Source organism: Bacillus sp. ATD, assembly GCF_050585765.1.
Lineage (GTDB): Bacteria > Bacillota > Bacilli > Bacillales > Bacillaceae > Bacillus > Bacillus stercoris.
Genome location: NZ_JBOBQH010000004.1, coordinates 262,650 through 288,599 on the forward strand (window position 1 = coordinate 262,650; position 25,950 = coordinate 288,599).

Genomic DNA, 25,950 nt, shown 5'->3' on the forward strand with positions numbered 1-25,950 from the left:
CATTGACGCAAGCCAGCCTCCAATGGTTCTTTAGGCTCTTTCTTCAATTGGAACGAATTTTTGTTTGTCAGGGCCTGTGTAATCTGCCCGCGGGCGGATCAGACGGTTGTTGTCATACTGCTCAAGAATATGAGCGAGCCAGCCGGACATTCTGCTTACAGCAAAAATCGGTGTAAACAAATCATGGTCAATACCGAGGCTGTGATATACAGAAGCCGAATAGAAATCAACGTTAGGCGGAAGCTTTTTCTCTGATGTGACGATGTCTTCTATACGAATCGACATCTCATACCATTTGCTTTCGCCTGTCAGGTTGGTCAGGCGCTTGCTCATTTCTTTCAGATGCTTCGCGCGCGGATCACCATGCTTATACACACGGTGGCCGAATCCCATGATTTTTTCTTTCTTTTCAAGTTTAGCGCGGATGTACGGCTCAGCGTTTTCCACTTCACCGATTTCTGTCAGCATTTTCATAACGCCTTCATTCGCCCCGCCGTGCAGAGGCCCTTTAAGCGCACCGATTGCTGCAGTAATGCCTGAATAGATATCGGAAAGTGTCGCGACGCAGACCCTCGCTGTGAACGTTGACGCGTTCAGCTCGTGGTCAGCATGTAAAATCAATGCTTTGTTGAAGGCTTCAACCTCAATTGGTGAAGGCTCTTCACCGTTTAATGTGTAAAGAAAATTCTCCGCAATACCGTAATCTTCTCTCGGTTCTACAGGCTCAAGACCCTTGCGAATTCTGGAAAACGCTGCAACCAGGCCAGGCACCTTTGCCTGAAGGCGGATCGCCTTTCTGTAGTTGGCTTCCGGGTTCATGGTATCAGCCTCGCTGTCAAGCAGGCCTAATAATGAAATTGCTGTCCTAAGAGCAGCCATGGGATGAACATTTTCGAGGGAATAAGATTTGAAGTGCTCAATAATTTCTTGCGGAACGGCAGCTTCCTTAGCAAGCTGCTGCTTTAACTCTTCAAGCTCTTTTTTGTTTGGCAGCCTTAGATGCCAAAGCAAGTAGATGATTTCTTCAAAACTTGCATTCTCTGTCAAATCATCGATATCATACCCCACATATGTAAGGGTATCGTCAATAATAGAACTAACAGATGATGTTGTTGCTACAACCCCTTCAAGACCGCGTGTCGCTGTCATATATAACATCTCCTTTTCAATAAATTTCCCCTTTAAGAGTGTTGTAAAAACATGAGGCTTACTTAAAAAGCACGATGCAAGTATTTCTCTCCCCCAAAAAGAAAATGCTTACATTTTACTGGCTGCTAGTACTAAAACCCTTTGCTTATGAAAGAACATAACAAATTCTTATAAGCTTATTTAAGTTTAAGCCTATTCTCATTATAAACAATAATCAGACATTTGTTAAATGTTTACCTATAATTTTTTTTTTCATTCTGTGATTTCCCCGAAAAAACGCCTTTATTTGCGGGTTTTTGCATACAAAAAAAAAGCGGCTTTAAGGCCGCTTTTTTCATGAAGTGAACAGTTTTACGATCTGCATGGCTAAATAAGCAATCCCCGCTCCGATCAGCGGGCCCACTGCTACTCCGCCAAAAAGCGCGACTGCGAGAATGGTCCCGATCACAAGGGCAGTTGTAATATGCGGGTCATTTTCCAGCAGAGTCAGGCCGTTTTTGGCAATCAGCGCCACTGCGATTCCCGCTCCCAAGGCGATCCATGCGTAGGAAGACCGCATTGCCTCTCCAAGCTGCTTAAATCCGATTTCTCCCGTGGCAATCGGGACAAGAACGGCGATGGTAATAATGGTCACACCCCAGTTAATGCCTTTTGACTGGATAGTCGGAAATAATTTCTGATCAAGTCCAACGATTTTGATGATCAAAAGGACGGATACAGCAAAAAGCAATGATTGGTTTTTTGCGATAAGTGCGATGGCCAAGAGTAAAATTAAAAATAAATTCGCTTGTGTAAACACATGCCATCCCTCCTTTAAGGTGAATGTATTCATATTCAGCCGCAGCGTGAATACATATAAAAAATAGGACATGCTGACGAGAGGAGGAGCGTTTTCGTGAATCAATCTTATATTACTATTTTTTTCAGAACCCTCTTTGTCATATCAATTACCGCAGGGTCGATAGCTGCGGCCTATTATTCGTTTCCGTTAACTTATCCGTTCCTGATCGCCCTTATTCTTTCATCAGTGATTCATCCTGTTGTCGATTATTTGGACAAAGTGACAGGATTCCCCCGAACGATAAATGTTCTGGGCGTGCTTGCTTTTTTTCTGCTCGCAGCCTTCGGCGTTCTCACCATTCTGGTAGCCGAAATCGTAACGGGTACAGCCTATCTAGCAAAAACGCTGCCTCCGCATATCAGCACGTTTATTTCCTATTGCGAAAAATTGTTTACAACTCATATTCAGCCGCTCTATAACGAGTTAACTCTTTTGTTTCAAGAATTGGAAACGAACCAGCAAGCTTCCATCGTCACCCACATCCAGACACTCGGTGATTCAGCCGCTAAAAATGCCGGGCTGCTGCTGTCCCACATTCTAGAAATGATCCCGAGGTTTTTCGCGCTTCTTCCCAATACGGCGGCGGTTCTGATTTTTTCTCTTCTGGCAACATTTTTTATGACAAAGGATTGGCATAAGCTGAAAGCCATGCTTGTTTTGCTTCTGCCGGATCGTGTGACAGCTAACAGTAAAGCGATCAGCAGCGAATTAAAAAAAGCAATGACTGGTTTTATCAAAGCACAAGCCGTCCTCGTTTTCATCACGATGGTGATTGTGTTTATCGGCCTTTCTCTCTTACAGGTTGAACATGCCGCAACAATCGCTTTTTTAATCGGGCTTGTTGATCTTCTCCCTTACTTGGGTGCGGGCTCCGTATTTGTGCCGTGGATTTTGTATTTATCGATTACAGGCCAGCTGCCTCAAGCGATCGGAATCGGCATACTGTATCTCGTCGTTCTTGTTCAGCGGCAGCTGACAGAACCTAAAATACTCAGTAAATCTATCGGGATCGATCCGCTGGCAACGCTCATCGCCCTGTTTGCCGGCTTTAAATTATTCGGGTTTTTAGGACTGATTGCCGGGCCGGCTGTTCTCGTCATTATCCAAGCTTTCATTACGACAGGCGCATTAAAGGAAGTATGGTCCTATATCACCGTTCAGCAAAAATAAAACAGCAGCCCATGTTACATGGCTGCCGTTTTTATTTGATGATGATCCGCTTATTCTTTGACATTCCTCTCAGCCATTTGAACAGAATCGGCTTACACCAGCCGCGGGTAAACGGGATAAGAAGACAGGCGCCGGCCAAATCTGATAAAAAGCCCGGAAGCATCAACAATAGGCCGCCAATGAAAATGCATAGGCCGTCAGCAATCGCTTCTCCCGGCATTTTGCCATATTGAAGATCACGCTGAACCTTATAATACACTTCGGTTCCTTGTTTTTTTGCAGCTGCTGCTCCGATAATGCCTGTCAGAATCATTAAAAGAACTGTCGGCAAAATGCCAATCAGCTTGCCTGAAAAGAGGAATATGCCGATTTCTATTGCCGGAAACACAATAAAAAGCAAAAATAAAAATCTCATATCCAAGCCCCCCACACGTGTAACACGCCTCTGTTCAACATAAGGCAAGATAAAGAGAAAAGGAAGGGATTCCCCTTCCGTTTTCACCTGTGATTAAAGAACGCTCGCACGGCCTTGGTAGACTGCGCCTCTGGAAGCGTCAACGGTAATATCCTGTCCTTCTGTCAAAATAGATGTCGCATTTTCAAGACCAACGATAACCGGAATGCCGAGGCTCAATCCGACTACCGCAGCATGGCTTGTCAAGCCGCCTTCTTCTGTAATAAGAGCAGACGCTTTTTCAAGAGATGCAATCATATCACGGTCAGTGCTTTTGGTAACAAGTACCGCACCGTCAGTCATTTTTTGCTCAGCTTCTTTTGCATTTTGGGCAACGACAACCGTACCGTAAGCTGATTTGCGTCCAATGCCTTGGCCTTTAGCGATGATATCGCCGACAGTATAAACTTTCATTAAGTTCGTAGTGCCAGACTCACCGACAGAACCTGCCGTAATGACGATAAGGTCACCGTGTTTTACAATTCCGCTGTTCAATGATTTTTGGACAGCATCCTCAAGCATCTCATCTGTTGAGCTTGCATTTTGGCCGCTTTCCGCGAATACGCCAGATACGAGGGCAAGCTTTCTGGAAATAGAGTCATTTACAGTAACCGCAACAATCGGTGCCTGCGGACGGTATTTTGCAATCATGCGTGCTGTATGGCCGCTTTCTGTCGGCGTTACGATCGCAGCAGCGCTCAGGTTAATCGCCGTATGCGCGACAGATTGTCCAATTGCGTCTGTAATTGTCATGCCTACTTGGTCTCTGCGTTTTGAGAGAATTTCTTTATAATTCAAAGCTTCTTCAGAACGGGACGCGATGTTATGCATGGTTTGAACGGCTTCAACCGGATAGCTTCCGGCAGCTGTTTCACCAGAAAGCATGATCGCATCTGTGCCGTCGAAGATCGCGTTTGCAACGTCACTTGCTTCCGCACGAGTCGGACGCGGGTTGCGCTGCATGCTGTCAAGCATTTGTGTCGCTGTGATAACAGGTTTGCCCAACGCGTTGCATTTTTTGATCAGTTCTTTTTGCACAAGCGGCACTTCTTCAGCTGGAATTTCCACGCCTAAGTCTCCGCGCGCAACCATTAAGCCGTCAGACACTTCGAGAATCGCATCGATGTTGTCAACGCCCTCTTGGTTTTCGATTTTAGGGATGATTTGAATATCCTGAGCGTTGTGCTCTTCAAGAAGCTCACGGATTTCAAGCACGTCCGTGGAACGTCGAATGAAAGATGGCGCGATGAAGTCTACTCCTTGCTCAATACCGAAAATGATGTCTCGCGCATCCTTCTCAGTAATACCCGGAAGATTGACACTTACGCCCGGTACGTTAACACCTTTTTTATTTTTCAGTGTTCCGTTGTTTAATACTTTTGTTTTGATTTCGCGTTTAGCGGCATCTACATCAAGTACCTCAAGACCGATAAGGCCGTCATCTAACAGAATCGTTGAACCTTGTGCAACGTCATCGACTAAACCTTCATATGTCACTGAAATTTTATCTGTTGTTCCTACAACCTCGTCCATTGAAATGATAAGCTCTTTGCCTGTTTCAAGCTCAATGCCGCCATTTTCCATTGTATGTGTGCGGATCTCAGGACCTTTTGTATCAAGCAGAATTCCAACGTTCTTGCCAAGTTTTTTGCTTGCTTCACGGATATTTTTAATTCTTGCACCGTGCTCCTCAAAATCTCCGTGAGAAAAGTTTAATCGAGCCACGTTCATTCCTGACTCCATTAATTTCGTAAGCATTTCAATACTTTCACTTGCTGGACCGATGGTACAAACAATTTTCGTTTTTCTCATTTGGTTCACTTCCTTCTGAAATCTTCAGCCTTCAGCTGCACATTAGATAGACAGTTCTTTTGAAAGCTGATACATGTTTTGCTCAACTGTGTGTTTTGTCTCCAATATTTCTATAATATCATGGTCTACAAGCTTATTGTTTTGTATACCTACACAGCGTCCGCCTTTTCCTTCAAGCAGCAGTTCAACTGCATATGCGCCGAGACGGCTTGCCAACACACGGTCAGCAGCACTCGGAGAACCTCCGCGCTGGATATGGCCCAATACAGATACCCTAGTTTCAAGATTTGTTTCTTCTTCAATGCGTTTCCCGAATTCAACCCCGCTGCCTACACCTTCGGCAACAATGATAATGCTGTGCTTCTTGCCGCGTTCGTGGCCGCGTTTTAAGCGGGCAATGATTTCGTGCATGTCATAGTCTGCCTCAGGGATTAAGATCGATTCCGCGCCCCCTGCAAGACCGGCCCACAATGCGATATCGCCGGCATGACGGCCCATTACTTCAATCACATATGTACGTTCATGAGAAGTCGCTGTATCTCGAATCTTATCAATTGCGTCAATTACTGTATTTAAAGCTGTATCGAAACCGATGGTAAAATCCGTGCCCGGAATGTCATTATCAATTGTACCCGGTACACCTACACATGGAAACCCGTGTTCCGTTAATTTTTTCGCACCCATATAGGAACCGTCTCCGCCGATAACAACAAGGCCTTCAATACCAAGCTTCTTCAAGTTTTCTATACCTTTTTCACGGCCTTCAACTGTTTTGAATTCTGGACATCTTGCCGTATAAAGCTTTGTGCCTCCGCGATGTATAATATCGCCTACTGATCCGAGTTCAAGCTTTTCAATCTTTCCGCTGATTAATCCCGCGTATCCGTTGTAAATACCGTAAACTTCAACGTCATGATAAATCGCTTTTCTGACTACTGCGCGAACTGCTGCGTTCATTCCCGGGGAATCCCCGCCGCTCGTTAATACCCCTATACGTTTCATTCTCCATTCACCTCAGCAACATATATGATTAAACATAACATGATCATTGCCCTAAAAACAATGAAAAGGGATCTCCATCCTCCCTATGAAACCTTACCTATTATACAATTAAATAAATCGTTTTTAAATAAAATTTAAGGAATGTCACAAAAAATAAACGTGAGCCAAAGGCTTCACGTTTATTTAGTTTACCCCGATATATTGATCTTCAACCGAGACTTTGCCAATCGCTTTATATTTTTCATAGCGCTGCTGAATTAATTCTTCTTCGCTCAGCTTCAACAAAGTTTTTAACGATTGTTTAAGGGTTTCGTCCATATAACTTGCCTGCAGCTTTACATCGTGATGCGCTCCGCCTTTTACTTCTTTAATCATATGATCTATAATACCTAATTCTTTTAAATCCGGCGCAGTGATTTTCATGGTTTCTGCTGCTTTTTTAGCAAGACTGGAGTCCTTCCATAAAAGTGCCGCGGCACCTTCTGGAGAAATAACAGAATAAGTAGAGTTTTCCAGCATATGCAAGTGGTTGCCTACACCCAGACCAAGGGCTCCGCCGCTTCCGCCTTCACCAATGACGATGCAGATAACAGGTACTCGGAGGCCGGCCATCTCAAATAGGTTTTTGGCAATGGCTTCGCTTTGTCCTCTTTCTTCCGCTGCTCGTCCAGGGTATGCCCCCTTCGTATCAATAAAACAGATAATCGGTCTATTAAATTTGTCAGCCTGTTTCATCAGACGCAGCGCTTTTCTGTAGCCTTCAGGATGCGGCATCCCAAAATTGCGGACAAGGTTCTCCTTCGTATCTTTCCCGCGCTGATGCCCGATTACCGTTACAGGAAGGCCGTGGAACTTCGCAATCCCGCCGACAATGGCTTCATCGTCACCGTATGCTCTGTCTCCATGACATTCAAAAAAGTCAGTAAACAGGTGTTCGATATAATCAAGCGTTGTCGGACGGTCAGCCAGACGTGCGATTTGGACCCGGTCCCATGGTTTCAGATTTTTGTAAATATCATCCTGAAGCTTAGCGAGACGGTCTTCCAGCCGTTCAATTTCCGCACTTAGATCCATATCGGAATCTTGGGTGAATTTTTTTAGTTCGGTGATTTTGTTTTGCAGTTCGATCACCGGTTTTTCAAATTCTAATCTTGGAGCCACTCAATGTCACCTCCTGTTTGATGCATATCCAGCAGATTTTCTAACGTTTTTTTCATATCGTCGCGATGAATAACCGCATCAAGCTGTCCATGTTTTAATAAAAATTCAGCCGTTTGAAAGTCCTCAGGCAGTTTTTCTCCTATTGTCTGTTCAATAATCCGTCTTCCGGCAAAACCGATCAGCGCGCCAGGCTCAGCGAAATTGTAATCGCCAAGAGATGCAAAGCTTGCTGATACGCCCCCAGTAGTCGGATGAGTCATCACTGAAATGATAAGGCCCTGTTCATCACTGAACAGTTTTAACGCAGAGCTTGTCTTAGCCATCTGCATCAAACTTAATATGCCTTCCTGCATTCTAGCACCGCCTGAAGCCGTAAAAATAATAAACGGAACTTTATCAGCTTTTGCTTTTTCAATCGCAAGCGTGATTTTTTCACCGACGACTGAACCCATGCTGCCCATTCTGAATGAAGAATCCATGACGGCGACAACAGCCGGGTGTCCTCCGATGGTGCCCTTACCTGTCACAACAGCCTCGTTTAAGGATGTTTTCTCGCGATCTTTTTCAAGCTTTTCCAGATATCCCGGGAAACCAAGCGGATTTTCCGACAGCATCCCCTGGTTGAATTCCTCAAAGGATTGTTCATCCATCAAGCTTTCGATACGCTGTTTTGCGTTCATTGGGAAATGATAATCGCAGTTCATGCATACCCGCATATTTTTATCCAACTCTTTAGTGAGCATGATTTTTTTACACTTAGGACATTTTGTCATAATGCCTTCCGGAACATCGTGCTTCGCTTGATCAGATGGTACGGAAGCATACTTTTTCTTTTTCGTGAATATATCCTTTAACAAATGATTACCTCCCTTTTGTGAAGGGTTCTCTTCACCGCATGTCATCAAACAGATAGACTTGCTAATAACTTTACCGAAACTATTGTACTTTTTTTGTCAAACGCTGTCATCCTCAATTCGACAACTTTTTATTCGATGACGTGCTCGGAAAGGCTGGGATGAAATCAGATAAGGTGTTGAAACGACAAGGTTGACAGCGTATTCAAAAATAATGTTAAACCCGGCTGAAATTTTTTAAGGCCAACCCCCTAAAAAAATTTCAGCCGACAGTTTAACTTGAGAACAGCGCGCTGGTCTCCGCCAACGCGCTGCCATTTTTGGAACGAATTAAAATTATTCGCCAATAATCGTAAGTTTTCTTGTTTTTTCTGCGACTTCCTCAGGGTCAACAGTGATTCTTGCAACACCTGTTTCCATCGCAGCTTTTGCCACAGCCTTCGCAACAGCAGGCGCAACACGTTTATCAAACGGTGCAGGGATGACATAGTCTGCGCTAAGCTCATCTTCTGAAACCAGTGAAGCAATGGCTTCAACCGCTGCGATTTTCATTTCTTCGTTAATGTGAGTGGCACGCACGTCAAGCGCTCCGCGGAAAATACCAGGGAATGCAAGGACATTGTTTACTTGGTTCGGGAAGTCAGAACGTCCTGTTCCGATAACGCTTGCGCCGGCTTCACGCGCATCTTCCGGCATGATTTCCGGATTAGGATTTGCCATTGCAAAGATAATCGGATCTTTTGCCATGCTTTGAACCATTTCTTTTGTTAACGCACCCGCTACAGAAACACCGATAAATACGTCAGCATCAACGATGACATCTTTCAGAGAACCGTCTTTGCGGTCTTGGTTCGTGAATTTCGCCACTTCGTTTTTGACATCGTTCATGCCGTTCGGGCGCCCTTCATAAATGGCCCCTTTAGAATCGCACATCACAATGTCACGAACGCCGTAATGGTGAAGAAGCTTGATAATCGCTATGCCAGCCGCACCCGCGCCGTTTGCGACAACCTTAATGGATGACATTGATTTTCCAGACAGTTTCAGCGCGTTTACAAGACCTGCTACCGTTACAATGGCTGTACCGTGCTGATCATCATGGAAAACAGGGATGTTTGTTTCTTTTTTGAGGCGCTCTTCAATGATAAAGCAGTTTGGCGCTGCAATGTCTTCAAGGTTGACGCCGCCAAATGTCGGCTCAAGCAATTTAACAGTTTCTACGATTTTATCAACATCGTTTGTATTTAAAGCAATCGGAAACGCATCTACGCCCGCAAAGCTTTTGAATAGAACGGCTTTTCCTTCCATAACAGGAAGCGCGGCTTCAGGGCCGATGTTTCCAAGGCCAAGCACAGCTGTACCGTCAGTTACAACTGCTACCATGTTCCCCTTCATTGTATAATCATATACTTTGTTAATGTCTTCATGAATATCCTTACACGGTTCTGCAACACCCGGAGAATACGCGAGGCTTAAATCTTTCGCGTTTCTGACCTCTACTTTTGATTTAGACTCCAGTTTCCCCTGGTTGACTTTATGCAGGTGTAATGCTTCTTCTCTTAATGACATTCTCTTAAACACTCCTTATGGATATTTTTTGATTCGTATGCTGCTGCGTTGATTGCTGCATTCTGCGGAGTAAAATCTATCTGAATATTTAAACAGGATCACATAATTGCTCCAATTGTATAACAAAAAGTGACTCGTTACCACTGTTTTAAAACGACGTTTTTTTGACCCAACAGCCCTTTTAAGCGATATAACACCTGGTGATCCGCATTGATATGAAACGACTCAGGAAGCTTAATCGTCTGTTTCTGCCTTTCATAATAGAGATAAACGCCTGTTTCCCCTTTATGCTCCAGCAAAATGCGCTTAATCTTCGCCAGGATCTCCTGGCTGTGCTGACTGCTTTCTATTTTTATATAAACCGATGGCGCTTTTTCTGCATCCATATTTTCTAATAATTCTGCCCGGGACATGATGAATTGGATCTTATCTTGTCTTACTTCGCATTTCCCCGCTGTGAACAAAAGAGCGCCTTCTCTTAAAACGGGTGAAAGCTGTCTGAATTGTTCAGGGAAGACTACGGCTTCCATCTCGCCGGTTTCATCACTGAGCGTTAAAAACGCCATGTTTTGACCTGTTTTCGTCCGAATCGTTTTGATTTTCGACAGCAAAACGCCTAGCGAAAGCTGCCTTTTGACTGTCCGCTGAGCCTGCAGAATGGAGACTGCTCCGTGCGCAGCGAGCTGTTTTCGGAAGGCGGAGAGCGGATGATTTGAAAAATAAATGCCGAGCGTTTCCTTTTCAAATGCAAGTAAATCCACTAGCGGAAGCTCTTCCGTTTCCACATACTTCGGCTTAATTGAAAACGATTCCTCTAAAAACAATCCCATTTGGTCATCGTCCGCGGCGAATAGCTCAGCATGTTCCAAAGCAACATCAATGGATGCGAGCAGCGTGGCCCGGTTTTGGCCAAATTCGTCCATCGCACCAGAAAAAATAAGTGCTTCAAGCACTTTGCGATTTACGCTTTTTGACGGCACGCGAAAGCAGAAATCAAAAAGATCTTCAAATGGTTTCTCTTTCCTTGCTTTATATATATCTTTGACTGCTGAGACGCCTACACTTTTTATGGCGCGGAGGCTGTACCTGACAGATCCGTCTTCAACTGTAAACGGAAAACTGCTTTTATTCACTGACGGAGGAAGGATACGAATCCCGCTCCCCTTTGCTTCGTAAAGATATTGAGAAATTTTATCCTCATTGCCAATGACGCTTGTCAGCAATCCGCACATAAAATATAACGGATAATGAGCTTTCAAATACGCAAGCTGGCACCCGATCATGCTGTATGCCACCGCATGGCTTCGGTTAAAGCCATAGTTTGCGAATTTGACGATTAAATCGTAGACTTCATTTGCAGTGTCTACAGAATACTCCTTTTTTAAGCACCCTTCAACAAAATGGCTTCGCTCTCTGTCTAAGATTTCTTTTTTCTTTTTGCTGACAGCCCTTCTCAATAGGTCTGCTTCGCCTAAAGAAAACCCCGCCATGCGGGAAGCAATCATCATAATTTGTTCCTGATACACTATAACGCCATATGTATCTTCCAAAATGCTCCTTAAATCCTCATGAGGATAATGGACAGGCGCCCGTCCGTGTTTACGGTCAATAAATAACGGAATATTTTCCATCGGGCCGGGCCGGTACAGCGCATTGACCGCCACAATATCCTCGAGGCCTGAAGGTTTTAGCCGCTTCAGGACGCTTCTCATCCCTGCAGATTCGAGCTGGAAAATCCCTGTCGTATCCCCTTTGGACAGCAAGGCGAACGTTTTGTCATCACTGTAGGAAATACTTGAAAGATCTATTTTGATGTTTTCTTCTTTTTCAATCATTGAAGTGATGGATTCAATCAGCGTCAGATTCCTCAAGCCTAAGAAATCCATTTTTAAAAGGCCCAAGTCTTCAAGATGATCCATCGCATATTGCGTTAAATAGATCCCTTCATGCCCTTCCTGAAGCGGAACAACATCTGTTAACGGTTCTTCACTCAGGACAACGCCTGCTGCGTGGGTGGATGCATGCCTTGGCAGCCCTTCTATTTTTCGGGCAATTGTATAGACTTGCTGAAGCAGGCTTGACTCCCGAAGCCGCTTATCCAGCTGCGGTGACTGCTGTCTCGCTTCATCCAGCGTCATGCCCGGTCTTGAAGGAATAAGTTTTGCAAGCTGATCTGCCTCCTTCGGGCTGACGCCAAATACTCTGCCGACGTCCCGAAGCGCCGCCTTTGCCGCAAGTGTTCCAAAGGTGATAATCTGTGCGACGTGCATCGCACCGTATTTCTGCTGAACATATTGAATGACTTCATCCCTTCTTGTATCGGGAAAATCAATATCAATATCCGGCATGCTGATGCGTTCGGGATTTAAAAATCTCTCAAACAGAAGGTGATGCTTAATCGGGTCAACATCTGTGATATACAGCACATATGCCACAAGAGAGCCAGCCGCAGAACCCCGTCCCGGCCCTGTAACAATCCCTTTTTCATGGGCGTGCTTCATAAAATCCCACACGATCAGAAAGTAATCGCTGAACTTCATCCGCTTGATGACATCAAGCTCATATTGAAGTCGGCGAAGGTATCGTTCATCAGGCGTGCCGAAACGGCTGCGGAGTCCCTCCATACAGATACCCGTTAGATAATCATCAGCGGGCGTTCCGTCTGGGGTGGGAAAAGACGGCAGACGGGTCTGCCCCAGGCTGACGTCAACTCGGCATTGTTCCGCGATCTCCACAGAAGCTTGCAATGCCTCTGGGTGCTCTCGATAAATGTTTTGCATTTCTTCAATTGGTTTCAAATCGAGATCAGGCAGAACTTCAGCAGGTGCATCCGTCAGTTTTTCCCCCGCTTTAATCGCTTTCAGACAACGGTAGGCAGCCTTATCTTCCTTCCTTATGTAGTGCACGTCGCCTGTGGCCGTAACAGGGATACCCGTTTCTTCTGACAGCTTTAGAATCTGTTCAGACAAGATTTGATTCCCTTTAAAAGGCTGATAGGAGAAATAAAAGGCTCCCTCTCCGAATATAGACTGAAACTCCAGCGAAGCTTGAGCGGCCTGTTCGAACAGGCCTCCTTCAAGAAGCGTCTCAATATATCCTTTTTCGCCGGGCGTTATTGCGATAATGCCTTCTCGATAACTGTGAAGCCATTTCGGCTTCAGCCCGCCTTTTGATTTAGATTGCAGAACGCTGCTGATTTTCAGCAGGTTTTGATAGCCTGTATTTGATTTTGCAAGCAGGACGAGCGGGTAGGCTTCGAGCTCGCTGTCATCTGTAAAAACAGAAGCCGTCAAACCGATTATCGGGTTAATCCCTCTCGCCTTGCAAGCTTTATAAAATTGAATAGCTCCGTACATGACATGATCATCTGTCAGCGCCAAAGACGCATATCCGAGCCTGTCAGCTTCACTGACGAGCTCTTCCACAGCCGCGGCGCTGTTTAGCAGGCTGTACCCGCTATGTACTTGCAGGTGAACAAAAGACATGCTATCACCTCTTTCTCATTACGATCCATTTCTTTCTTCATTATAAGGCCGGTTTCCAAAAGAAACAAATGTTCTTTTTTGACTCATCATCATACTTGTCCTGAAAGCTCAATATGATATAAAAGGTGAGGTGATAAAGATGGATCAGGAAGCAGGATTTATGGTGAATTTTATCAATAGCTACTTCATTGCGTTAGGGGTGCTGATCGGGGGCGCACTCATCGGAGGGCTCGGAGCATATTTGGCGGGCGAACCCCCGCTTACAGCCATTACAAAGCTTGCGAACCGGTTAAAAATTTGGGCGCTTGTCGCAGCTATCGGAGGCACCTTTGATGCGGTATACAGCTTTGAACGCGGCATACTCGAAGGCAATACGAGAGATATCTTTAAGCAGCTTCTTTTGATTATTTCAGCCATGGGAGGCGCGCAAAGCGGCTGGCTCATTATATCATGGCTGACCCAGGAGCATCTTTCTTCATGAGGGTCCCACAGCATTACAAAAAACCGGGATGGCAGCGCTTTTTCGCGGGAATGATGTGCGGAGCCATAATCAGCTGGTTCTTTTTCCTGTTTACTTACGGAACATTTCAAGAGGAGCAGGTCAGCCTCATCGAAAAACAAAAAGAGCATGTAAAAGACTTGAACAATCAAATTTCGATCTATCAGGAAGACCTCCATAAACTGAATGAAGATAATAAAAGAAAACTGCTGATTCAAAGCGTCAGCGTTAAGTTGCTGAATGGGGATAAATATAAAATATCGCAGCCGGATAAAACGAAATTCGAGGAGCATGTAAAGGATGATATTTCAGAGGTCATTACCAAAGACATAGAAAGCGTCTATCAAACAAAGGATCTTTTGAAACGGACAATTGAAAATAAAGTCTATATGATCAATGAAAAAAAATACGAGGCAACCGTCAGAGAATTGATTATTTATACGAGGCTGACAGTAGAACTTGAAATATCATTCGCCACATAATTATGGATTTTTTTTAAATTCTCCAAACTTCTGTCGCTTTTTCCCATTCTTTTTTATAAACTATATGTGAGGCTTAATGGCGAAAGGAAGGAGGAAAGGGAAATGGAGGTTTACAGTGACCGTCAGTTAGCAAAAGATCAAGCAGCCCGTCTCAGACAAGGTTTTTCTGCATATGCCGAAACAAACTCACTCGCTTCCCTCATTAAAAAAGAACTTCAATCTCACAATCTCCAAGTCTACGAGGACCTTACTGATTTCGGCTGCTGGTTCATCCCCGTCACAGATGAACACTAAGAGAGAGGGTCTCCCCTCTACTCGTGTTCTTTACATAATGTTTCCAGATCAGCTAAAATCCGATCGGCTTCATCCCAGCTGTAAATAGAGGCGCCGGCAGCAAACGGATGCCCTCCGCCGTTATATTTGCGGGCAAGTCCGTTAATGACAGGCCCCTTCGAACGGAATCTGACTCTGATTTGATCGTCTTCTTCTACGAAAAACACCCAAGCGCGGATACCTGAGATATTGCCAAGCGTCCCGACAAGCTGCGACGCTTCAGAAGCTGTTGTGCCGAATTTTTCAAGCGTATCCTTTTTGATGAAAACAGAAGCGGCGCCGTTTTCGGACAAAGACACATTTTGAAAGATAAAGCCGTTAAGCTTCACCACATTCAGTTTTGTTTCATACAATTGATTAAACAACTCTGAGGAAGAGAATGGATACTGAATGAGCTCGCCTGCATATTTTAATGTTTTTTCCGTGGTATTCGGAAATAAAAAGCGTCCGGTATCTCCGACAATGCCGGCATAGATCAGCTCTGCCGCTTTCGTATTCAGCTTCCAGCCGTGCTCTTTTCCTTCTAAATACAGCTCGTAAATCATTTCACTTACTGAGCTGGCGCTTGTATCGACCCAAAGAAGGTCACCGTATGGATCTTCGTTCGGATGGTGGTCGATTTTCATCAGTTTGGCGCCTGAAGGATAACGCTGATCGTCGATTCTTTCCTGATTTGCCGTATCGCAGACAATGACAAGTGCGCCTTCATATGTTTCATTGTCCACCTCATCAAGGGAATATAAGAAGGAAAGGGACGGTTCAGGCGTGCCAACCGCAAAAATATTTTTTTCAGGATATGTTTCACGCAAGATTTCCGTAAGCCCGCACTGTGATCCGTAGGCATCTGGATCAGGACGCACATGTCTATGTAAGATAATCGTGTCATATAATGATATGGTTCTGATTAGTTCTGTTTTCATTTGATTCTCCTTTATTGTTTTTATTCATTAAATCACATTCTCTGCCGACGGAAAAGAAAAATAACGTCAAAACCAAGCCCGTTTTTGTATAGAATGGGTTTGTAAACTTTTACGATGGAGGATTTCATTTATGCTGGTTCTTGTTTTTTTGATTGGGCTTTCAGCCTGCTTTTATGTGTACTATAAAGTAAAAGGCGTACGGGCAAAGCCATCTTTGGCAAAGGAAATCTATTCAGCAAAATCAAGCATGGCCTTAGGGTCACTAGTCCTGTTCTACGGGCTCAACCAAATGATATTATTCCATTCAGTATTAACGTTAGTAATCGGCGGTATCTTTATCGTCATAGGAGCAGGAAGCGCTTGGGCAGGTTATAAAGCCTACAGGCATTACAATCCCCTTCACGCCAAAGAAGCTGAAAGAGATCACGCGTAAGGGGCGCCTGAACGTCCCTTAGCTTCTTTCCATCAGCTGAACCATCAGCATCGCTTTCGACACGATATGGCCTTGGCTGTGCACTTCCACTTCCATTTTCCCGAACTTTCTGCCGGCCTCCAGGATACGCGGTTTGACTTCGATGACCGATTCCATCTGCACAGGCTTCAAAAAGAAAATGGTGATGCTCTCGATTACGAGTTCGCCGCGTTTTTTCGAGCGCAAAAACCGGTTTGCCGCCTGCGTCAATATGGTTGTAAATACACCATATGAAATGGTTCCAAGCTGATTTGTCATTTGCGGCGTGACTTCATACTCGTAAACCGTTTGATCCTCTTTATCATCACCCTCGTCTTTAAACCCTCTTGAAACAATATCATCAAGCTTCTCCCCGACCTGCGGCTGCTTTTGAATCATTTGAAGGGCTTTCAACACATCTTGGCGGCTGATCATCCCGATCAGTTTTTGGTGGCCGTCAGTGACGGGAAGCACTTCGATTCCTTCCCATACCATCATTTGCGCCGCTGAGGCGACAGATGTTTTCCCAATCACCGTAACGGGATTTTTGGTCATGACTTTTTCTATGGATGCATTTCGGTCATGGCCGGCAATATCTTTTGATGTCAGAATGCCGTGGATTTTCATTTGATCGTCGACAACCGGGAAGCGGCCGTGGCCCGTTTCAAAATTTTTCTCATACCATTTTTCAAGTTTATCCTTGGGCGAAAGATATACCGTGCGGTCAGCGGGTGTTAGGATGTCCTCCACCAAAACAATTTCTTTTTTGATCAGCTGGTCATAAATTGCCCTGTTAATCATCGCAGCGACTGTAAAGGTGTCATAGCTCGTGGATAAAATCGGCAGTTCAAGCTCATCTGCCAGCTGTACAATGCTTTCATCCGTGTTAAAGCCCCCAGTCACCAATACGGCCGCGCCCGCTTCAAGCGCCTGCCTGTGTGCATTGATTCTGTTTCCGACAATCAAAAGATTCCCCGCTGCGGTATAACGCATCATCGCGTCCAGTTCCATCGCGCCGATGACGAATTTATTCAATGTCTTATGGAGCCCCGCCCGGCCTCCGAGCACTTGTCCGTCTATAACATTTACAACCTCTGCATATGTAAGCTTTTCAATGTTCTCTTTTTTCTTTTGTTCAATTCTGATTGTGCCCACACGTTCAATCGTGCTGACAAACCCTTTATTTTCTGCTTCCTTGATCGCTCTGTACGCGGTTCCTTCGCTTACTTTCATTTCCTTTGCAATTCTTCGCACAGAAATTTTTTCGCCGACAGGCAGTGAATCGATATACGTTAAAATTTGTTCATGCTTCGTTGCCAAGCCTTTCACCTCTAAGGACAGTCTTCTTGTTTTTATTATAAGGTTTCAAAGGATTTATACGCAATGAGGCTGGAAAATAAAAAACCATCTCCTGATAAATCAGGAGATGGTTTCATCGTTTAAAGCTCGATCGTCTCACCGACCGCCATGACTTTGCCGACTCCGCCCGGAAGGCTGTCAGCGAATGCTTCTGGGTCTTGTTCGATGACCGGGAATGTATTGTAATGCACCGGCACGACCTGTTTTGCGCGCAGCCATTCAGCTGCAAGCTTGGCGTCCTCAGGCCCCATCGTAAAGTTATCGCCAATCGGCAGAAAAGCAAGATCTATATGATTCAACTCGCCAATGAGTTTCATATCAGAGAAAAGAGCCGTATCACCCGCATGGAAAATCGTTTTACCTTCTACAGTCAGCAAAATACCGGCTGGCATGCCTGTGTAAGTGATCGTTTTGTTTTCTTCATCTGTGATGGCTGATCCATGAAAGGCCTGTGTGAGCTTCACTTTTCCAAAATCGAACTGGCGGGAGCCCCCGATGTGCATCGGATGAACATTCAAGCCTTTCCAGCCCAAATACACAGCGAGCTCGTTCGGTGCTATGACCAGCGCGTTATTTTGCTTGGCGATTTGTTCAGTATCACCGACATGGTCATTGTGGCCGTGCGTTAATAAGATGACATCCGCTTTTACATCCTCCGGCTTGATATCCGTTAACGAATTCCCTGTTAAAAACGGATCAAATATAATATGATGGTCCTTCGTTTCCACTGTAATTACAGAATGTCCGTGATATGTCACTTTCATTTCTTTCACCTCGTCACGTGATTTTGATTTTTTTATTTTCCCTTTTTCAAAAGCTGAAAAACTTATGTTGTTTGATTCTTGTTAATGACGTTGAGGCCTCCGGTGGCTTCAATGACAGTCCCAGTCACAAGGTCTGAGTTCTCCTCACACAAGAAAGCGATAATCCGGGCGATATCCTCGCCTGTTCCAGACCTTCCTATCGGCGTTTTTTCTTTGCCGATTCTCATTCTGGCTTCCTCTATCGATGCTTCTTTCATGTCGCCTACAATGTCTCCCGGGCAAACCATGTTGGCGGTTATGCCGAATTCGGCTTCTTCAATGGCGATTGTCTTTGTCAAAGAAGCCAAGCCCACTTTCGCAGCGCCAAATGCCGAGCGATGAAGCCAGCCTGGCGCGTGAGCCGCACCTTGGAATCCGTACGTAATGATGCGTCCGAATTGCTGTTTTCTCATAATAGGAATAACCGCTTTGAATAAATGAAAAACGGCGCTTAAATTTCCTTCCAGCATGCCGTACCATTCATCATCAGTATAATCGGCTAACTTTTTACGTTCAAATATGTATGGTCCCGCGTTGTTAATCAAAAAGTCGATCCTTCCGAAGCGGTTTAAGGCAGTGTCTGCAATACGCAGCAGATCTTCTTTTTTGGTGACATCACCTTTTACAAATTGCAGCCGGTCAAGACAATCGGGACAGGCTTCCTTCAGGCGGCTGACTGCCTCCTCATCCTGTCTGTAATTGACTGTTACTGAATACCCCTTTGCAAGCAACGTTTCAGTCACTTTGCGGCCTAAACCCTTCGAACCGGCAGTAATTAAAGCATGTCGCACATGAATACCTCCCAAAGCAACGTCGCCGCTTTCAATAAAGTGTTTCTTCTTCTACTTTACTATAAAAGGCTTGCAATATCACTTTTTACACTTTGGCATACAAAAAAAGCTGCCTGTATAGACAGCTTATTCTGCAGAAGATGAAGACTCCTGATCAGGCATATCGACATAACCGCTTTGATATGCTTCTGAAATGAGCCTTGTTGTCTCCTGGCTTTCTTGTTCATCATAAATATAGCGTTCCGTTTCTTTTTTCATCATTCTGCCTCCCATCATTATAGAGGTAGGTTGGCTATAATGACGGGATTTTATGAAGGAAATTTTAACAAACTCCTGTTGCGACGCAAGCTTTCGCTTTCTCAAGCGCTTGCTCCACCTGTTTGAATCCGGTGCCCCCGGCGCTCATTCTTTTTTCAACTGCGTAGTAAGGGTCTAACACAGTGTAAATATCTTCTTCGAATAGTGTGCTCGCCTGCTGAAACTCGCCAAACGGCATATCGCTTAAATAGATTCCTCTTTCGATGCAGGTGTACACAAGTTTTCCGACCACTTCATGCGCTTCTCTGAACGGCATTCCTTTCTTGGCTAAATAATCGGCCAGTTCCGTCGCATTTGAAAAGTCTTGTTTTGTCGCTTGCTTCATGACGTCTTTGTTTACAATCATTGTTTGGATCATGCCTGTGAAGATTTGCAGGCTGCCCTCCACCGTTTTCACTGTGTCAAACATGCCCTCTTTGTCTTCCTGCAGATCTTTGTTGTAAGCAAGCGGAAGTCCTTTCATGATTGTAAACAGCCCCATCATATCGCCGTATACGCGCCCTGTTTTGCCACGGATCAGCTCCGCCATATCAGGGTTTTTCTTTTGCGGCATCATGCTGCTTCCTGTTGCGTACGTATCGTCAAGCTCGATGAATTTAAACTCCTGCGAGCACCATAAAATGATTTCTTCAGAGAAACGGGATAGGTGCATCATCAGCATACTGCTGTTGCTTAAAAACTCCAAAATGAAGTCTCTGTCACTGACGCCATCCAAGCTGTTTTCATAAATAGAATCAAAGCCGAGCAGTTCGGCTGAATAATCACGGTCGATTGGGAAGGTTGTTCCCGCGAGCGCCCCGCAGCCGAGCGGAGATTTGTTAATCCGCTTCATTGAATCCTGAAAACGCTCCTTGTCGCGCTCTAGCATCCAGAAATACGCAAGCAGATGGTGAGCGAATGAAATCGGCTGGGCGCGCTGCAGATGTGTGTAGCCCGGCAGAATCGTTTCAACGTTCGCTTCCGCCTTTTCAATCAGCGCACTTTGGAATGCCTCAATCAGCTCGATGATGTGGCCGACATGATTCTTCAAGTATAAATGCATGTCAGTCGCCACCTGGTCATTCCGGCTTCTGCCGGTATGCAGCTTGCCTCCGAGCGGGCCGATTTCGTCAATCAGCATTTTCTCTATGTTCAAATGAATATCTTCATAATCGACTGAGAATTCCAATGCTCCCTCTTCTGCTTTTTGCAAAAGGGTATTCAGTCCCTCGCGGATTTTCAGCTCTTCTTCCGCTGTCAGGATACCGCATTTTTTCAGCATGGCAGCATGTGCGAGAGACCCTGTTATGTCTTCAGTGACTAAATTTTGGTCAAATGATATGGATGCGCCGAACTCGTCGACCCATTTTTCCGGTGTTTTTTGAAACCGGCCTCCCCAAAGCTTCTTCATGCTTTAATCTGCTCCTTCTTTTTCACGATGCTGTTCACTTTTGTCGGAAGTCCCCAAAGCTCAATAAAGCCAATTGCCGCATGGTGATCAAACGCATCGTCTTTTGTATATGTTGCAAGTTTTTCATCATATAGAGAATATTCTGATTTACGCCCTTCTACGATTGCATGGCCTTTAAACAGCTTCACGCGGACGATGCCTGTGACATGCTTTTGCGTTTCTTTTAGGAAAGCGTGCAGCGCGTCTTTTAACGGCGAGAACCATAAGCCGTTGTAAATGATTTCTGACATTTTTTGCTCGATGATCGGTTTAAAGTGTGCAACCTCTTTCACCAGGGTCAAATCTTCTAATTCTTTATGCGCTTTGATCAGTGTGATCGCACCAGGGCATTCATATACTTCCCGGGATTTAATGCCGACAAGGCGGTTTTCCACGTGGTCGATACGTCCGACACCGTGTGCGCCTGCCATTTCATTCAGTTTCAAAATCAGTTCAGAAAGCGTGTAAGATACGCCGTCAATGGAGACAGGCACACCTTGCTCAAATGCAATTTCAATCACTTCCGGCGTGTCCGGCGTTTTTTCCAGCGGAGCTGTTAAATCGTATGCACCTTCTGGCGGCGCCGCCCATGGATCTTCTAAAATGCCGCACTCATTCGCGCGTCCCCAGAGGTTTTGGTCGATAGAATACGGGCTGTCAAGATTGATCGGAATCGGAATGCCGCGGCTTGCCGCATATTCAATTTCTTCTTCACGTGACCACTGCCATTCGCGAACCGGCGCGATGACTTCAAGGTCAGGGTTTAATGATTTAATGGAGACTTCGAAACGAACCTGGTCATTTCCTTTCCCCGTGCATCCGTGAGCAATCGCCTGTGCATCTTCTTGTTCCGCAATCTCAACCAGCTTTTTCGCAATTAGCGGCCGAGATAATGCTGAAACAAGCGGGTATTTTCCTTCATACATCGTGTGGGCCTGCAAAGAGATAAGCGCGTAGTCCTGTGCAAATTCCTCTTTTGCATCGATCACGTAGGAGTTTGTCGCGCCGACTTCAAGCGCTTTCTGCTGAACAAAGGCCAAATCTTTGCCTTCACCGACATCCAGACAGCAGGCGATGACATTATATCCTTGCTCCTGAAGCCATTTTATTGCGACGGAAGTATCAAGGCCCCCTGAGTATGCTAATACGACTTTTTTCTGTTCTGACATGATAAAAATCCCCTCTCAACTGTGTTTCTATTTTGTATAAAAATAAATTATTTTTAATAAAAATGCATTTTGTATGTATACACTTTAACAAGTACGTTTCGTTTTTTCAAGCCTTTTATCAAAAAAACTTCACCTAAATTTCCAGGTGAAGTTTCGTAGTATTTATTCATTTACTTGTCTTTTCTGATTTCTCTGACCACATGTGCAAGTTCGGGAATAATCAGCTTATTCATTGCCAGCTTAACCGCACCGCTTGAGCCTGGCGTTGAGAAAACAGCGGTATGCTGAATGACACCGGCTGTTGCTCTCGACATGATTGCGGCAGAGCCGATATCCTCTGTATAACTCAGCATCCTGAATATTTCTCCAAAACCGGGCAGCTCTTTCGAAAACAGCGGCGTTATGGCTTCAATTGTGACATCCCGATCTGCTATGCCTGTCCCTCCGTTTAAGAGTACCGCGTCTGTCTGTTCATCCATGCAGCCCGTAAGCACTGACCGCTGCAAAGCATCCTTTTCGTCTTTTACGATTTCATATGCAGCAATATGATGACCGGCTTCTTCTAAAAATGAGATCATCAGCTTGCCGCTTTTATCGGTTTCCTCTGTCCTCGTGTCACTGACAGTAATCACTTTACACCGAACGATATCGGGAGCTTCTTGTTTATGCTCTTGAACGCTCATTGGCCCACCTCTTTTATGTTTTCTGTCTGTCACTATCATGCATCAACAAAAAAGCACATTCAAGAGAATGTGCTTTCATGCGATTTATTTTGCTAAACGAACAACGTCGCGCGCAATCATGACTTCTTCATCAGTCGGAATGATCATGACTTTTACTGGAGAATGCGGATAGCTGATGAAAGCTTCCTCGCCGCGCACGTTATTAAGCGCAGGATCCCAGTATACGCCCATGAATTCTAAACCGCGAAGAACGCGTTCTCTGACTTCCACACTGTTTTCACCGATACCGGCAGTAAAGATGATCGCATCTACACCGCTCATTCTAGCAGCATAAGAACCGATGTATTTGTGGATTCTGCTTGCGAATACTTCAAGAGCCGTTTCCGCGCGCTCATTTCCTTCTTTCGTTGCTTCAACGATGTCACGAAGATCGCTAGAGAAGCCGGAAATGCCGAGCAGTCCGCTTTTTTTGTTTAATGTATTGAGTACTTCGTCAGCCGTTTGGCCTGTTTTCTCCATGATGTATGGGATCAGGGCAGGGTCGATGTTTCCAGAGCGCGTACCCATTGCAACACCGGCAAGCGGCGTAAAGCCCATTGAAGTATCAATTGATTTTCCGCCTTCAACAGCAGCAATACTTGCTCCGTTTCCAAGGTGGCAGGAAATCAGGCGCAAGTCTTTTAACGGACGGCCAAGAAGCTCTGCCGCACGCTCAGTTACATATTTATGTGAAGTGCCGTGGAAGCCGTATTTACGGATGCCGAATTTTTCATAGTATTCATACGGCAGGCTGTAAAGGTAAGACTGCTCAGGCATTGTTTGGTGGAATGCCGTATCAAAAACAGCTACCGCAGGAACATTTGGAAGCACTTCTTTGAACGCTTTAATTCCAACGATATTTGCCGGGTTGTGAAGTGGTGCCAATTCAGAAATATCTTCGATTTCCTTAATGGTTTCATCCGTTAATAAAACAGAATCACTGAATTTTTCTCCGCCGTGAACGACACGGTGGCCAATTCCGTCAATTTCATTCAAGTCTTTAATAATGCCAAATTCCGTTAACTTATTCAGCAGCATTTTAACAGCTACCGCATGATCCGGAATATCAGTTACTTCTGTATTTTTTTCGCCATTCACAGAAATTGTGAATACGCTGTCGGCGATACCGATTCGTTCAACTAAACCCTTCGTTAAAACGGTTTCTGAAGGCATTTCGAAAAGCTGAAATTTCAAAGACGAGCTTCCTGCGTTAATTGCAATAATTTTGGACATGATTGACGCTCCTTTATACTCTGTATCAACAACTTCGTTTTTCGTACTTTTTTCCCAGAAAATATCAACATCTTCTCCGAAAAATATCTGACTTTTCCATTTAAACATTGTCATGTCGGCTTTTCAAGTCAACTTGCGTATTGATAACGCTTTCAAAAAGAAGTCGTTATTTTCAGACACATTCCCTATAGGTTTTGTATTGATGAACGCTTACAATTTGCGGTTTTTCCCTCTGTATTTTGTGTTTCAAAGCTGGATTCAATTCGTCAAGTCCGTCTTCCAAAGCATAAATAAAAGCAGCTTAGGCATCGGCCTCATACGGCTGCCTAAGCTGCTTTTAAAACACTTACTTTTCTTTTTTAAACCAATCATCAAATTGAGCCATCATATCAAGCATCGCCTTTTGATTGGAGAAAGACGGAAGATTCGCAAGCAGAATTTGCCCCGGTGCTTTCGTCTTCTCTCCTTGTTTCTGAAGCACAAGGATGCTTTTGGCATGAGCTTCGTCTTTAAAAATAGATTTTGGCAGCTGCAACAGCGCGTTGATATGAACCTTATCTTTTAAAAACTGTTTCAGCTTGCCGCTTTGGGAGCTCTCAAACAAATGATTCGGAATCATAAAAAATAAGTAGCCGCCCGGTTTGGTATGCTTGACGCTCTGTTCAATAAACAGATGATGCGCGAAGGAATGGCCTTCGTCAGCTTTGAGCTCAAACGCTTCTGCTCCTTCGTCATTTGGATAATAGCCGACTGGCAAATCACAAATGACCGTGTCCACTGGATCGATAAACAACGGCTCAAGGCTGTCCTGATGGAAAAGCTCAAGCTCTTTTTTCAGAAGGTTCGCTTGGGCGTACGCGATCTTCAAAAGCACATCATCAATTTCAATGCCAAAGCTGGTTGCCGTTTTTTCAGCCAGCTGGTTCAGCACGGTAAACAGAAGGTTTCCGGTTCCCAAGGCTGGATCAAGAACGGTCAGTTCCTTATTATCCGCCATAAACTTATTCACCAAATAGCTGATGAAAAGCCCGATCGTATCCGGCGTCATTTGTCTGTTCGGATGAGAGATATCCTTCATTCCTTTAAGGACGGCAAGCTGAAAAGCTTTGCGCACCCACTCATGCTCATATGAGCCGAATTCCGCTTTTTCAAGCAGAGCCTGAAGCTGTTTGGTTTTCTGATCAGCAGGCAGTTTCAGCTGATCTGTTTTTTCAAGAAAATACATTTCTCCTGCTTCGGCCAGGGCCTCTATATATGAAATCTGCAATTCATTCTTTATCATAATCGCGGCTTCGTCTAACAGCTCATACACCGCACCTACATGGTCTTTTTGCATATGTGTTCCTCCTTGCCATGAAAAAAGCTCCGGCGGCAGCCTGGAGCTTTTTTCCCTGCTTACTTCACTAATGCCTTAGCAGCCTCAATTGGCTTTTCATAGTTCGGGTGGTTTGTTGCTTCGCTTACATATTCAGCGTAAACGACTTTTCCGTTCTCATCAAGGACAAATACGGAACGCGCAAGCAGACGAAGTTCTTTAATATACACACCGAACGCTTCGCCAAATGACATATCTCTGTGGTCAGACAGTGTTTCCACTTTGTCGATTCCGTTAGCACCGCACCAGCGCGCTTGTGCAAATGGAAGGTCTGCACTGATTGTGTAGACGTTGACATCTCCAAGCTTTGCAGCTTCTTCGTTAAAACGGCGTGTTTGTGCATCACAAACACCTGTATCAATTGAAGGGATAACAGAAATAATCGTTACCTTTCCTTTCATGTCAGCTAACGATTTTTCTTCAAGGCTGTTAGTCAGCACTGTGAAATCAGGAGCTTGATCTCCTACCTTCACTTCTTGTCCGACAAGTGTAACCGGACCGCCTTTGAATGTAATTTCAGCCATTATAATTCCTCCCTTTTGTATGTATGTCTCTATCATAGTAAAGTT

The 25,950-nt window shown here is 44.8% G+C and carries 25 protein-coding genes and 1 pseudogene; 5 read left to right on the forward strand and 21 right to left on the reverse strand.

The annotated features are described in order from the left end of the window. Positions 1–30: 30 nt before the first annotated feature. A complete protein-coding gene (gene citZ, locus ACQXR1_RS12030; protein WP_004398810.1) occupies positions 31–1,149 on the reverse strand; it encodes a citrate synthase in 1,119 nt (372 codons plus the stop codon). A 334-nt stretch (positions 1,150–1,483) separates the two neighbouring features. Further along, a complete protein-coding gene (locus tag ACQXR1_RS12035) occupies positions 1,484–1,948 on the reverse strand; it encodes a DUF441 domain-containing protein (RefSeq protein WP_004398695.1) in 465 nt (154 codons plus the stop codon). Positions 1,949–2,044: 96 nt separating this feature from the next. On the opposite strand from ACQXR1_RS12035, the gene ytvI reads away from it, so the two are divergent. Further along, a complete protein-coding gene (ytvI, locus tag ACQXR1_RS12040) occupies positions 2,045–3,160 on the forward strand; it encodes a sporulation integral membrane protein YtvI (RefSeq protein WP_069150050.1) in 1,116 nt (371 codons plus the stop codon). A gap of 31 nt (positions 3,161–3,191) precedes the next feature. Here ytvI and ACQXR1_RS12045 read toward each other — a convergent pair whose 3' ends face one another. The 7 genes from ACQXR1_RS12045 to dnaE all read right to left on the reverse strand — a co-directional run bounded on the left by ACQXR1_RS12045 (position 3,192) and on the right by dnaE (position 13,497). Continuing rightward, positions 3,192–3,575 (reverse strand): FxsA family protein, encoded by a 384-nt coding sequence (locus tag ACQXR1_RS12045; RefSeq protein ID WP_014664946.1) that lies wholly within the window; start codon positions 3,573–3,575, stop codon positions 3,192–3,194. 93 nt (positions 3,576–3,668) lie between these two features. Further along, entirely contained in the window at positions 3,669–5,426 is a 1,758-nt protein-coding gene (gene pyk, locus ACQXR1_RS12050) for a pyruvate kinase (RefSeq protein ID WP_014664947.1), read from the reverse strand. A gap of 42 nt (positions 5,427–5,468) precedes the next feature. Then, on the reverse strand, positions 5,469–6,428 hold the full coding sequence (gene pfkA / locus ACQXR1_RS12055) for a 6-phosphofructokinase (protein WP_003237788.1): 960 nt from the start codon (positions 6,426–6,428) through the stop codon (positions 5,469–5,471). Between the two features lie 183 nt (positions 6,429–6,611). Beyond that, positions 6,612–7,589, reverse strand: a complete 978-nt coding sequence (gene accA / locus ACQXR1_RS12060) for an acetyl-CoA carboxylase carboxyl transferase subunit alpha (RefSeq protein ID WP_014664949.1) — start codon at positions 7,587–7,589, stop codon at positions 6,612–6,614. Next, positions 7,574–8,446, reverse strand: a complete 873-nt coding sequence (gene accD, locus ACQXR1_RS12065; RefSeq protein ID WP_040082155.1) for an acetyl-CoA carboxylase, carboxyltransferase subunit beta — start codon at positions 8,444–8,446, stop codon at positions 7,574–7,576. Before accD ends, accA begins: the two co-directional genes overlap by 16 nt. Positions 8,447–8,779: 333 nt before the next feature. Next, the gene (gene maeB, locus ACQXR1_RS12070; protein WP_014664951.1) at positions 8,780–10,012 is read right to left on the reverse strand and encodes an NADP-dependent malic enzyme; all 1,233 of its coding nucleotides are present in this window, start codon (positions 10,010–10,012) and stop codon (positions 8,780–8,782) included. 137 nt (positions 10,013–10,149) lie between these two features. Then, complete coding sequence (gene dnaE, locus ACQXR1_RS12075; RefSeq protein ID WP_430772240.1) at positions 10,150–13,497, reverse strand: DNA polymerase III subunit alpha; 3,348 nt, start codon at positions 13,495–13,497, stop codon at positions 10,150–10,152. Between the two features lie 139 nt (positions 13,498–13,636). Between dnaE and ytrH the strand changes: the two genes are divergently transcribed. From ytrH to ACQXR1_RS12090, 3 genes are all read left to right on the forward strand, one after another. Further along, positions 13,637–13,978, forward strand: coding sequence for a sporulation membrane protein YtrH (gene ytrH, locus ACQXR1_RS12080; RefSeq protein ID WP_003229410.1), 342 nt, complete (start codon positions 13,637–13,639; stop codon positions 13,976–13,978). Next, positions 13,975–14,478, forward strand: a complete 504-nt coding sequence (gene ytrI, locus ACQXR1_RS12085; RefSeq protein ID WP_142393713.1) for a sporulation membrane protein YtrI — start codon at positions 13,975–13,977, stop codon at positions 14,476–14,478. Before ytrH ends, ytrI begins: the two co-directional genes overlap by 4 nt. Before the next feature lie 102 nt (positions 14,479–14,580). Continuing rightward, a complete protein-coding gene (locus ACQXR1_RS12090) occupies positions 14,581–14,772 on the forward strand; it encodes a hypothetical protein (RefSeq protein ID WP_003229407.1) in 192 nt (63 codons plus the stop codon). Positions 14,773–14,789: 17 nt separating this feature from the next. On the opposite strand, the gene nrnA is transcribed toward ACQXR1_RS12090, so the two are convergent. Further along, entirely contained in the window at positions 14,790–15,731 is a 942-nt protein-coding gene (nrnA, locus tag ACQXR1_RS12095) for a bifunctional oligoribonuclease/PAP phosphatase NrnA (RefSeq protein WP_014664955.1), read from the reverse strand. A gap of 130 nt (positions 15,732–15,861) precedes the next feature. Between nrnA and ACQXR1_RS12100 the strand changes: the two genes are divergently transcribed. After that, positions 15,862–16,164 carry a YtpI family protein gene (locus ACQXR1_RS12100; RefSeq protein ID WP_014664957.1) on the forward strand — a complete coding sequence of 101 codons (303 nt, stop codon included), beginning with the start codon at positions 15,862–15,864 and terminating at the stop codon, positions 16,162–16,164. Between the two features lie 18 nt (positions 16,165–16,182). Here ACQXR1_RS12100 and ACQXR1_RS12105 read toward each other — a convergent pair whose 3' ends face one another. The 11 genes and pseudogenes from ACQXR1_RS12105 to tpx all read right to left on the reverse strand — a co-directional run bounded on the left by ACQXR1_RS12105 (position 16,183) and on the right by tpx (position 25,905). Beyond that, the gene (locus ACQXR1_RS12105; RefSeq protein ID WP_040082153.1) at positions 16,183–17,502 is read right to left on the reverse strand and encodes a CBS domain-containing protein; all 1,320 of its coding nucleotides are present in this window, start codon (positions 17,500–17,502) and stop codon (positions 16,183–16,185) included. Positions 17,503–17,621: 119 nt separating this feature from the next. After that, positions 17,622–18,305: a metal-dependent hydrolase gene (locus ACQXR1_RS12110; RefSeq protein ID WP_069840118.1), complete on the reverse strand. Its 684-nt coding sequence runs from the start codon at positions 18,303–18,305 to the stop codon at positions 17,622–17,624. 62 nt (positions 18,306–18,367) lie between these two features. Beyond that, positions 18,368–19,135: an SDR family oxidoreductase gene (locus tag ACQXR1_RS12115; protein WP_014664973.1), complete on the reverse strand. Its 768-nt coding sequence runs from the start codon at positions 19,133–19,135 to the stop codon at positions 18,368–18,370. Between the two features lie 126 nt (positions 19,136–19,261). Further along, positions 19,262–19,393 carry a hypothetical protein gene (locus ACQXR1_RS12120; protein ID WP_041521399.1) on the reverse strand — a complete coding sequence of 44 codons (132 nt, stop codon included), beginning with the start codon at positions 19,391–19,393 and terminating at the stop codon, positions 19,262–19,264. A 64-nt stretch (positions 19,394–19,457) separates the two neighbouring features. Beyond that, positions 19,458–20,843 (reverse strand): argininosuccinate lyase, encoded by a 1,386-nt coding sequence (argH, locus tag ACQXR1_RS12125; protein WP_040082151.1) that lies wholly within the window; start codon positions 20,841–20,843, stop codon positions 19,458–19,460. Further along, positions 20,840–22,051: an argininosuccinate synthase gene (locus ACQXR1_RS12130; protein ID WP_014664976.1), complete on the reverse strand. Its 1,212-nt coding sequence runs from the start codon at positions 22,049–22,051 to the stop codon at positions 20,840–20,842. Before ACQXR1_RS12130 ends, argH begins: the two co-directional genes overlap by 4 nt. A gap of 170 nt (positions 22,052–22,221) precedes the next feature. Beyond that, entirely contained in the window at positions 22,222–22,734 is a 513-nt protein-coding gene (locus tag ACQXR1_RS12135; protein WP_306289580.1) for a MogA/MoaB family molybdenum cofactor biosynthesis protein, read from the reverse strand. Positions 22,735–22,818: 84 nt separating this feature from the next. After that, positions 22,819–24,006 carry an acetate kinase gene (locus tag ACQXR1_RS12140; protein WP_003223511.1) on the reverse strand — a complete coding sequence of 396 codons (1,188 nt, stop codon included), beginning with the start codon at positions 24,004–24,006 and terminating at the stop codon, positions 22,819–22,821. A 172-nt stretch (positions 24,007–24,178) separates the two neighbouring features. Further along, a pseudogene (locus ACQXR1_RS12145) lies at positions 24,179–24,381 on the reverse strand (hypothetical protein). Continuing rightward, on the reverse strand, positions 24,353–25,342 hold the full coding sequence (locus ACQXR1_RS12150) for a class I SAM-dependent methyltransferase (protein WP_430772241.1): 990 nt from the start codon (positions 25,340–25,342) through the stop codon (positions 24,353–24,355). Before ACQXR1_RS12150 ends, ACQXR1_RS12145 begins: the two are co-directional and overlap by 29 nt. Before the next feature lie 59 nt (positions 25,343–25,401). Continuing rightward, positions 25,402–25,905, reverse strand: a complete 504-nt coding sequence (gene tpx / locus ACQXR1_RS12155) for a thiol peroxidase (protein ID WP_003223506.1) — start codon at positions 25,903–25,905, stop codon at positions 25,402–25,404. Positions 25,906–25,950: the final 45 nt, after the last annotated feature.

Coding starts and splice junctions, on each gene's coding strand:
- ytrI (WP_142393713.1), top strand. CDS start 13,975: ATGAGGGTCCCACAGCATTACAAAAAACCGGGATGGCAGCGCTTTTTC.
- pyk (WP_014664947.1), bottom strand. CDS start 5,426: ATGAGAAAAACGAAAATTGTTTGTACCATCGGTCCAGCAAGTGAAAGT.
- nrnA (WP_014664955.1), bottom strand. CDS start 15,731: ATGAAAACAGAACTAATCAGAACCATATCATTATATGACACGATTATC.
- ACQXR1_RS12140 (WP_003223511.1), bottom strand. CDS start 24,006: ATGTCCAAAATTATTGCAATTAACGCAGGAAGCTCGTCTTTGAAATTT.
- citZ (WP_004398810.1), bottom strand. CDS start 1,149: ATGACAGCGACACGCGGTCTTGAAGGGGTTGTAGCAACAACATCATCT.
- ytrH (WP_003229410.1), top strand. CDS start 13,637: ATGGATCAGGAAGCAGGATTTATGGTGAATTTTATCAATAGCTACTTC.
- ACQXR1_RS12135 (WP_306289580.1), bottom strand. CDS start 22,734: ATGAGCGTTCAAGAGCATAAACAAGAAGCTCCCGATATCGTTCGGTGT.
- argH (WP_040082151.1), bottom strand. CDS start 20,843: ATGAAGAAGCTTTGGGGAGGCCGGTTTCAAAAAACACCGGAAAAATGG.
- ACQXR1_RS12045 (WP_014664946.1), bottom strand. CDS start 3,575: ATGAGATTTTTATTTTTGCTTTTTATTGTGTTTCCGGCAATAGAAATC.
- maeB (WP_014664951.1), bottom strand. CDS start 10,012: ATGTCATTAAGAGAAGAAGCATTACACCTGCATAAAGTCAACCAGGGG.
- dnaE (WP_430772240.1), bottom strand. CDS start 13,497: ATGTCTTTTGTTCACCTGCAAGTACATAGCGGGTACAGCCTGCTAAAC.
- pfkA (WP_003237788.1), bottom strand. CDS start 6,428: ATGAAACGTATAGGGGTATTAACGAGCGGCGGGGATTCCCCGGGAATG.
- ACQXR1_RS12100 (WP_014664957.1), top strand. CDS start 15,862: ATGCTGGTTCTTGTTTTTTTGATTGGGCTTTCAGCCTGCTTTTATGTG.
- ACQXR1_RS12150 (WP_430772241.1), bottom strand. CDS start 25,342: ATGCAAAAAGACCATGTAGGTGCGGTGTATGAGCTGTTAGACGAAGCC.
- tpx (WP_003223506.1), bottom strand. CDS start 25,905: ATGGCTGAAATTACATTCAAAGGCGGTCCGGTTACACTTGTCGGACAA.
- ACQXR1_RS12090 (WP_003229407.1), top strand. CDS start 14,581: ATGGAGGTTTACAGTGACCGTCAGTTAGCAAAAGATCAAGCAGCCCGT.
- ACQXR1_RS12110 (WP_069840118.1), bottom strand. CDS start 18,305: ATGAAAGTGACATATCACGGACATTCTGTAATTACAGTGGAAACGAAG.
- ACQXR1_RS12120 (WP_041521399.1), bottom strand. CDS start 19,393: ATGAAAAAAGAAACGGAACGCTATATTTATGATGAACAAGAAAGCCAG.
- ACQXR1_RS12130 (WP_014664976.1), bottom strand. CDS start 22,051: ATGTCAGAACAGAAAAAAGTCGTATTAGCATACTCAGGGGGCCTTGAT.